The sequence below is a fragment of the Photorhabdus australis DSM 17609 genome, from assembly GCF_000711895.1.
GTDB classification, from domain to species: Bacteria; Pseudomonadota; Gammaproteobacteria; order Enterobacterales; family Enterobacteriaceae; genus Photorhabdus; species Photorhabdus australis.
This window is the reverse complement of the sequence record NZ_JONO01000045.1, coordinates 32,020-41,985: the sequence shown is the minus strand read 5'-3', so window position 1 is coordinate 41,985 and position 9,966 is coordinate 32,020. Positions and strand designations below refer to the sequence as shown.

At 51.1% G+C, this 9,966-nt stretch carries 1 protein-coding gene; it reads right to left on the bottom strand.

The window, feature by feature from the left end:
• Positions 1-9,487 (bottom strand): non-ribosomal peptide synthetase (locus tag BO26_RS13585; RefSeq protein WP_036772208.1); only part of this gene is annotated, 9,487 nt, incomplete at its 3' end.
• Between the last annotated feature and the right edge of the window lie 479 nt (positions 9,488-9,966).

Genomic DNA, 9,966 nt, shown 5'->3' with positions numbered 1-9,966 from the left:
CCTGCCGGGCCAACTCACTAAAGAAATGATGCTGAGGTTGCATCGGCTGTTCCCCTAAATCATGAGGCGCTGGCGTATCAATCAAGCCCAAGAAATTCACCCCCTCTCCGGCATTCAAAAGTCGCTCAACAATCGCATAAGCCAATATGCCGCCTGAGGAGTAACCGCCTATCCGATACGGACCCTCCGGCTGAACCGCTTGCATTAAAGTGATCATTCTGGCCGCCTGCGCTTCCATCGTTGCCATTGGCTCCTCATCGACTGACTGCCAGGGCAAGGCATAAATCGGGTAGCCTGATGGCAGATGGTTAGCCAGTCCGAAGACATAGGAATAGTCACCCATCCCACTGGGAACAAAGAACAATGGCGGTTCTGTTCCATCCTGTCGCACCGATATGGCACTGGTTTGCGGCTCAGACAACGAATCTGATGTGATTTTTGCGGCCAGTTCTGCCAACACCGGGAATTGGAACAGTGCATTTAATGTACAAACCAAACCCCGACCAGCAGCAAGGTTTGTCATTCGCATAGCGAGCAGTGAATGACCGCCCAACGCGAAGAAGTTGTCATATCGGCTGACCTGCTCAACCCCCAACAACTCACTCCAAATCGCCGCCAGGGCCATCTCCGTTTCCCCTTGCGGTGCTTCATAGACCTGACGAGCAAAATCTTCCTCCCCCGGCGCGGGTAATGCCCGGAGATCCAGTTTGCCATTCGGGGTCTGCGGGAAGGTATCCAACCGCACAAAAGCTGACGGCACCATATAATCAGGTAAAACTGTACTCAGGTGGGTACGCAGGCTATTAACCAGCCCCTCATTCGCTGGCGCCACCACATAGGCAACCAGATGCTTGTCCGCCCCTTCTTCCCACACCAACACAGCCGCCTCTTGTACAGCAGGATGTTCCACTAACCGGATTTCAATCTCTCCCGGTTCAATACGGAAACCGCGGATTTTAATCTGATGGTCGTTACGGCCCAGGAATGCTAATTCGCCATTCGGTAAGTAACGGGCCAAATCTCCGGTGCGATACATCCGAGCACCAGATACCGGGCTGAAGGGATCTGCAAGAAAACGTTCTGCGCTCAACTCCGGCTGGTTAAGATAACCACGAGCCACACCGACGCCACCAATATACATTTCGCCAACGCTGCCTAATGGTACAGGCTGACCATGTTTGTCCAGCAGGTAGATACAGGTATTCTTAAGTGGCCGACCAATAGAACAATCATCGGTTGGGGATAAAATCTCCTTACAGGTCGCCGTCACAGTATTTTCCGTCGGCCCATAAGCATTCAATAGTCGAGGTCGGTAGATTTCTCGCGCAAACCAGTCCTGAATTGCGCTCTTTTTCACCTCCTCACCACCAATGATGATGAATCTGAGGCAATCCGGTAGCGGTAAAGCATTATCTCTGGCAATCAGTTCAGACCAAAATAATGCCGGCAAAGACATCACCGTGATACGGTTTTGCCAGGCTAAGGAAACAAATTCCTGCATAGAAGTCAGCCAACGATCATCGCGCATGACCAACGTGGCGCCATTACACAATGACAAGCAGTATTCTTCTACTGAAACATCAAAAGCAAAAGAGGAAAATTGTAACAGCCGGTCTTGCGCAGTGACGCCATAAGTATCATTAAAACCAAAATGACGTTGATACACAGCTTGATGTTCCACCATCACCCCTTTCGGCTGCCCGGTAGAACCAGAGGTATAAATGACATAAGCCAAATGTTGTGGCGTCAGCGTGAGCACCTGTGGGTTACTGTTAGGCTGGTCTGGTGAGGTGCTCGGAGTAAGTACTGTCAACCCTGTAAGCGCTCCTTCGCCAAGTGCCGCCCGGCCAGCTTCATCAACCAGTACTACTGATGGCGCAGTATCATCCAAAATATACGCCAAACGCTCTGCCGGATAAGTCGGATCTAGAGGTACATAGGCTCCACCCGCTTTCAACACCGCCAACAGCGCTACCACGACCTCTGGCGAGCGTGCCATGCAAATCACCACTCGTTGGTCTGGCTCTACACCCAGCGCAATCAGTTGATGGGCCAGCCGGTTAGCACAGGCATTTAATTCGGCATAACTAAGACGTTGCTCTTTATACTCTAACGCAGTCGCCTCTGGGGTTTTCTCTGCCTGTTGTTCAAACAGTTGGTGAATACATAACGGGTCAGGATACGGAATTTCAGTGGTATTCCAGGTTTCCAACAACAGGGTACGTTCCGTTTCAGGTAGTACGTTCAGCACACGTACCGGCGTATTCGGGGCCTGCTCAAGCGCTTCCACCAGACTTTCCAGCGCCTGTTGCATATAGCCGCATAGCCGCTCCGGCTCAAATGGCTGTACCACCAGAGCAGTCAGTCCCAACGTAGAACCTCCATCCTCCACTGACAGCCCAAATGGATAGTTAGTCCGTTCTTGTCCTTCCAAAAATTCAATACCGCTGATAATGTCATCCGACGTTGCCGATAAGGCATTATGTCGATAGTTGAACAACGCACTAAACAGTAGTGTACCGCTGGCAATACCACTGCATCGTTGTGCCAGCGCTAATGAGGCATGCTCATGCTCCAGCAACCCGGCCAGTCGCAGATGCACCTCATGCACGCTATCCTGTACCGGGGTATCATCGATATCCAGTCGCAATGGTAAGGTATTCATAAACAGCCCCATGCCATTGTCCGCCCCTTCCCCCGCTGTCATGCGCCCAAATAGGACGGTGCCAAATACCACTTTCTCCTGACCACTGGTATGCGACAGCACCTGCGCCCAGGCCAGATGACACAGTGCCGCCAGACTGACACCCAAATGCCGGGCCTGACTACGCAGACGATCATTCAATTCAGGCTCCAGCATCTGATGAAATTCCCTCATCTGAGATCCATCACGATGCACCTCCGCCAGCCCGAATGGCAACGTTGGCTCATCCACCTCCGCCAACATATCGGTAAAGAAGCGGGTATGCTCTTCCTGACTCTTCCCTAACCGAGCCTGTGCCACCAGATTGCGGAAAGGAGCCGGTTCAGGCAAGTGCTCTCCCTGTCCTGAAAAATGCGCCTGTACTTCACGGTGCATCACTTCCAGCGTTTCATGGTCGCCAATCAAGTGATGCTGCAATTCCAGCAGGACCCAGCGGCCATCAGTTTCCTGAGCAATAATAAAATGCAGTAGTGGAGCCTGACTCAAATCAAGACGATACTGTCCCGGATCAAAACGCCGGGTTAGCTGATCAATGACTGGGCCATCAGCTGGGTCCAGCGTCAGTTCCGTCACGGGCAACTGCGCCCGGCGACAAACCACTTGTGCCGGAACTGATAATCCTTGCCAGATAAAAGCCGTCCGCAAGATGTCATGGCGATCAATCGTCTGTTGTACCGCCGCCAGATAACGTTCCAACAGAGAACGATTCGCAAAGATCAATGGATAGAGCAGCAGATACGGATCACCTGCCTGTTCCAACAGGTGGTGGAACAGGATACCGTCCTGCAACGGCGACAAGGCATAGATATCCTGAATATTGGTAACTCCGCCCGGCACCTGCCCAACGATGCGATCAATATCAGTCTGAGTCAGATCAATCAGCGGCAACATCGCTGGCGTCAACGCTGTCGTGGCCGGCGTGATAACGTTAGGAGGCACCACCACAGCCTGATGTTGTCCCAATGTTTGTGCCAATTCTGACAGTACCGGATATTGAAACAGATCACGCGCCGTCAGGGTCAATCCCAGGCGACGCAAGCGTTCAATCATGCGTACAGCGAGCAGGGAATGGCCGCCCAACACAAAGAAACTATCATGCCGGCTGATCTGCTCAATGCCCAATAACTCACGCCAAATGGTCGCCAAGGCAATCTCAGTCTCTCCTTGCGGGGCTGCGTAAACCTGACGGACAAAATCTTCCTCCCGTGGTGCCGGTAATGCCCGGCGATCCAGCTTGCCGTTCGGGGTCTGCGGGAAGGTATCCAAACGCACAAAGGCTGCCGGGACCATATAGTCCGGTAAAATGGCACTCAAGTGTTCACGTAAGCTAGCAGCCAACTCCGTATTTGCTTCCGCTGCCACATAGGCAACCAGACGTTTGCCCTGCCCACCCTCCAATGCCAGCACCGCCGCCTCCTGGACAGCCGGATGTTCCATCAATCGGGCAGCAATCTCCCCCGGTTCAATCCGGAAGCCCCGAATTTTTACCTGCTCGTCGTTACGGCCCAGGAATTTCAGATTACCGTCCGGCAAATAGCGGGCCAAATCCCCGGTACGATACATCCGCGCACCAGACACCCGACTAAATGGATCAGGTATGAAACGTTCCGCGCTCAATTCCGGCTGGTTAAGATAACCCCGTGCTACACCCACACCACCAATATACATTTCGCCAACACTGCCTAATGGCACTGGCTGACCATCTCCGTCCAACAGGTAGACACAGGTATTTTTAACCGGGCGGCCAATAGAGCTATCGTCTGTCGGGAATAATATCTCCTTACAGGTTGCCGTTACGGTATTTTCCGTCGGGCCATAAGCATTCAATAGCCGAGGACGGTGGACTTCCCGCACAAACCACTCCTGAACAGCGCTCTTTTTCACCGCCTCGCCCCCGATGATGATAAGTCTGAGGCAATCCGGTAACGGTAATCCATTGTCTCTGGCAACCAGTTCGGACCAAAACAACGCCGGCAGAGACATCACCGTGATACGATTTTGCCCGGCTAAAGCAATAAATTCCTGCATAGAAGTTAGCCAACGCTCATCGCGCATCACTAACGTGGCGCCATTACACAATGACAAGCAGCATTCTTCTACTGAAACATCAAAAGCAAAAGAAGCAAATTGCAACAACCGGTCTTGTGCAGTAACTACATAGGTCTCATTAAAACCCAAATGACGTTGATACACCGCTTGATGTTCTATCAGCACCCCTTTCGGTTGCCCGGTTGAACCAGAAGTATAGATGACATAAGCCAAATTTTGTGGCGTCAATCCGGTTACCTGTGGGTTACTGTCCGGCTGGTCTGGTAAAGCATTCGAGTCAAGTACCGTTAGCTCAGCAAGCGCTTGTTCGCCAAGCGCTGCCCGTCCAGCTTCATCAACCAGCACCACTGACGGGGTCGTATCATTTAGAATATAGGCCAGACGTTCTGCCGGATAAGTCGGGTCCAGCGGCACATAGGCCCCACCCGCTTTCAGCACCGCCAACAGCGCCACCACCATCGCCGGAGAACGAGCCACGCAAATCACTACCCGTTGATCTGGTTCTACACCCAGCGCAATCAGTTGATAGGCCAGCCGGTTAGCACGGGCATTTAATTCGGCATAACTGAGACGTTGCTCTTTATACTCTAACGCAGTCGCCTCTGGGGTTTTCTCTGCCTGTTGTTCAAACAGTTGGTGAATACATAACGGGTCAGGATACGGGGTTTCCGTGGTATTCCAGGTTTCCAACAACAGGGTACGTTCCGTTTCAGGCAGCACGTTCAGCGCACGTACCGGCGTCGCCGGAGTCTGTTCAAGTGCTTCCACCAGACTTTCCAGCGCCTGTTGCATATAACCGCATAGCCGATCTGGCTCAAATGGCTGTACCACCTGAGCTGTCAGCCCCAACGAGGAACCACCATCTTCCACCGACAATCCAAAGGGGTAGTTAGTCCGTTCCAGTTCGCCCAGAAATTCAATCCCGGCCATCGTTTCATCCAAAGTCACCGGTTGCTCATTATGGCGATAGTTAAACAGGGCACTAAATAGCGGGGCCTCACCCTGTACACCACTGCAACGCTGGGCCAGTGCCAGTGAAGCATGTTCATGCTCCATCAATTCAGCCAGTTTCAGATGCGCCGCCCGCACACTGTCGCGTACCGGGGTCTCATCGATATCCAGCCGCAATGGTAAGGTATTCATGAACAACCCCATTCCACTGTCAGCCCCTTCTCCCACGGCCATGCGCCCAAACAGGACGGTACCAAACACGACTTTTTCCTGACCACTGGTACGCGACAGCACTTGTGCCCAGGCCAAATGGCACAGCGCCGCCAAACTGACACTCAAACGCCGAGCCTGATAGCGAAGTCGGTCATTCAACTCCGTTGTCAGCATCCTGTAAGATTCCCTCATCTGAGCCCCATCACGATGCACCTCCATCAACCCGAACGGTAACGTTGGCTCATCCACCCCGGCCAACATCTCAGTAAAGAAACGGGTATGGGCTGCCTGACTCACTCCCAACCGAGCTTCAGCCACCAGATTGCGGAACGGTACCGGTGCAGACAAGCGGTCCCCCTGCCCGGCAAAATGGGCCTGCACTTCACGATGCATCATTTCCATCGTTTCATGGTCACCGATCAAGTGATGCTGCAATTCCATCAAGAACCAACGACCATCGGTTTCCTGAGCAATGACAAAGTGCAATAGCGGCGCCTGACTCAGGTCAAGACGATACCGACCCGGATCAAAACGCCGGGTCAACTGATCAATGACCGGGCCATCAACCGGGTCCAGTATCAGTTCCGTCACCGGCAACCGTGCCCGACGTAAAACCACCTGCGCCGGAATAGATAATCCTTGCCAGATAAAAGCCGTCCGCAAGATGTCATGGCGATCAATCGCCTGTTGCACCGCCGCCAGATAACGATCCAACAGAGACCGGTTAGCAAAGGCCACCGGATAGAGCAGCAGATACGGGTCGCCTTCCTGTTCCAATAGATGGTGGAACAGGATACCGTCCTGCAACGGCGACAGAGCATAGATATCCTGAATATTGGTCATCCCGCCCGGCACCTGCCCGACAATGTGATCAATGTCAGTCTGCGTCAAATCAATCAGCGGCAACATCGCCGGCGTCAGTGCCGTAGTATCCGGTGTAATCACGTTAGACGGAACTATCACCGCCTGATGTTGCCCCAGCATTTGTGCCAATTCTGACAAGACTGGAGACTGGAACAGATCACGGGCCGCTAATGTCAATCCAATGTTACGCAGACATTCAATCATCCGCACACCAAGCAGTGAATGACCACCCAAGGCAAAGAAATTATCATGTCGGCTAATCTGCTCAATCCCCAGCAACTTACACCATATAGCCGCCAGTGCGATTTCCATCTCGCCTTGCGGTGCTGCGTAAACCTGACGAGCAAAATCTTCTTCCCCCGGCGCAGGTAACGCTCGACGGTCCAGCTTGCCATTTGGGGTCTGCGGGAAGGTATCCAGACGCACAAAGGCAACCGGGACCATATAGTCAGGTAAAATCGCACTCAGGTATTTACGCAAATCCGCAGCCAAACCCGTATTCTTCTCCGCCGTTACATAGGCAACCAGCCGTTTACTTTGCCCATCATCCAATGCCAACACCGCCGCCTCTTGCACCGCCGGATGTTCCACCAGCCGGGTTTCAATTTCCCCCAGCTCAATACGGAAGCCCCGAATTTTAACCTGCTCGTCATTACGACCCAGAAATTCCAGATCTCCGTCCGGCAAGTAACGGGCCAAATCCCCGCTACGATACATCCGATCACCCGATACCGGACTAAAAGGGTCTGGCATAAAACGCTGCGCGCTCAATTCCGGTCTATCCAGATAACCCCGGGCTACCCCAACACCACCAATATACATTTCACCAACACAACCTACAGGTACCAATTCGCCATGGCTGTCCAGCAGGTAGATACGGGCATTTTTAGCCGGACGACCGATAGAACGGGCATCTTCCGGAGATAACACATCCTTGTAGGTCACTGTTACGGTATTTTCTGTCGGGCCATAACCATTCAACAACCGAGGCCGATGTCCTGCTTGCCTAAACCAGTCCTGAACAGCATTTTTTTTCACCGTCTCACCCCCAATAATGATGAGTCGGAGACAATCCGGTAGCGGTAATCCGCTGTCTCTGGCCGCCAGTTCAGACCAAAATAAAGTCGGCAACGACATCACGGTAATGCGATATTGTCGGACTAAGGCAATAAATTCCGGTATAGAAGCCAGCCAGCTATCATCCCGCATGACCAACGTGGCCCCGTTGCATAATGATGAGAAGAAATCCTCTACTGAAACATCAAACGCAAACGCGGCAAATTGCAATAGCCGATCTTGCACGGTGACATGGTAAAGCGCATTAAAACCCAGATAACGTTGATAAATAGCCTGATGTTCTACCATCACCCCTTTCGGCTGCCCGGTGGAACCGGAAGTGTAAATCACATACGCCAGATGCTGTGGTGTCAACGTGGGGACCTGAGGGTTACTGGTTGGCTGGTCAAACTGGGTATTTGGGTCAAGCACAGTCAACCCGGCCAGCGCGGTGTCACCCAATGCTGCCCGGCCAGCTTCATCCACCAGAACCACTGACGGAGCAGTATCATTCAGGATATACACCAGACGCTCCTCCGGGTAAGTTGAATCCAACGGCACATAGGCCCCACCCGCTTTCAACACGGCCAGCAGAGCCACTACCATCGCCGGGGAACGTGCTACACAAATCACTACCCGTCGGTCAGGGACAACCCCCAACGCTATTAATTGATGAGCCAGACAATTAGCACGGGCATTCAATTCCGCATAACTGAAGGTTTGTTCTTGATACTCTAACGCTATGGCTTGCGGAGCTTGCTCTGTCTGTTGCTCAAACAATTGATGAATACATAATGGGTCGGGATAGGCGGTTTCTGTAGCGTTCCAGGTTTCCAGTAGCAATGTACGCTCAGCCTGAGGCAATAAATTAAGCTGCCAAACAGGGATTTCATCACTCACTCTTTTTGACGACGCCAGCACCTGTAGATGTTCACTCATTCGCCGAATCACTTCCGCACTCAGGCGATTTTCATCATAGATCCAACGAAAATCCCCCTGTGCATTACTCTGGAGCGTCAGCAATTCACCGGGCACATTTTGATCACACAGTTTGTCACTATTCATCACAGAAACAGCAATTGACCACGGCTGGCTTGTTCTTAATGCCGGGATAGCACGCAGTGAAGGAGAACGAGAAAGGAGATCCAGACTAAATGTATAGTGCTGGGCCAATCGGGCAAGTTCATCATCAACCCAATCAGCTACCACACTCCAGGGCTTATCAAACGCTACCTCAACGGCCATCGGCACCACCGGCGCCAGATCTACCGATTTATCTGTTACCTCATCCACACACCAGCCGATTTGGAATGCAGTCTGATGAGTTAAACGAGCAATATAAATGACAAATACCTGTAACAGTGCCTGCAATGGGTCCTCTTCATCATTTTTTGGCAGTGCAGGCTGCCAGGGACTCATTACCCACCTGGGTTCTGTCTGTTTCTCAGTAATGTCGAAAGGTAACTCAAGGGGTTGTAAAGAAGCAAGACGCTCACACCAGAATAATTCATTGGATGTAAGCACCTGGGAGATATTCCTTATGTTCTGTATCTGTTGTGAAGCATTGTTTTCGCTGGTTATGTTTTCCAATGTCTGAGAGAGATGTTCAGCTTCAAGAACACTTTCGGCTTTAGCCACACTATATTTCATTTACTACCTCAACAAATCTGTTAGAAATTTAAAAACTGTCACTCTTGACAGTCATCACCAATGCTTTTCTCTTACTTCTTGCCCCCAAGAAATAAAAAAGACCGTCTGACATCATCAGATATTAGATGCCATAGCCCAATTAACCTCTGTTAATTAACCACGCTGTGACGCTAAAATTCCACAATCAAAAGGAAACTGAACCATTAGCTGTGTTTTATTAGCATGCCAGACAAAAACACAATCCCAGATTAATGATAACATCCGATATTATTTAATAACAATTAGATCATACAACCAATGGAAATATTGCAGCATTTAATATCAAGAATAAATATCATAGATTACAATTAGCTTCATTATATATTATTTTATAATAATAAAACAATGTAACCAGAATAATAACCAACATAATAAGATATTGATTACATCGAGACACACACAAGTTAACTTGTTCTTTAATATGATTTTTTTGACACTCA